Annotated in this window: 1 pseudogene; it reads right to left on the reverse strand. The window is 58.0% G+C overall.

The features are described from left to right. Positions 1-238: pseudogene (locus AF337_RS24705) on the reverse strand (anhydro-N-acetylmuramic acid kinase); the annotation flags it as partial.

Raw genomic sequence — 238 nt, forward strand, 5'->3', positions numbered from 1 at the left:
TGGAAGCCGAGAACATCGACGCCATCGGCTAAAAGCTCGAAACGCTCCATGAATGCCGTAACGGCAATTACATGCCGTAAGGTCAGTTCAAGCTCGATAGCACGAAGCTCAGCGGGCCGTTCGTTCCTGTCGCTCAGTGGACGTGCGATTTCCAGCGCCCGTTTGAGCTGCCCACGAAAATCGGCATCATAGGGCACGCCCATGAACGGCCCGCGCTCGATGAAGCTGCGACCGTCTG

This window comes from Rhizobium ecuadorense (genome assembly GCF_001187535.1).
Lineage (GTDB): Bacteria > Pseudomonadota > Alphaproteobacteria > Rhizobiales > Rhizobiaceae > Rhizobium > Rhizobium ecuadorense.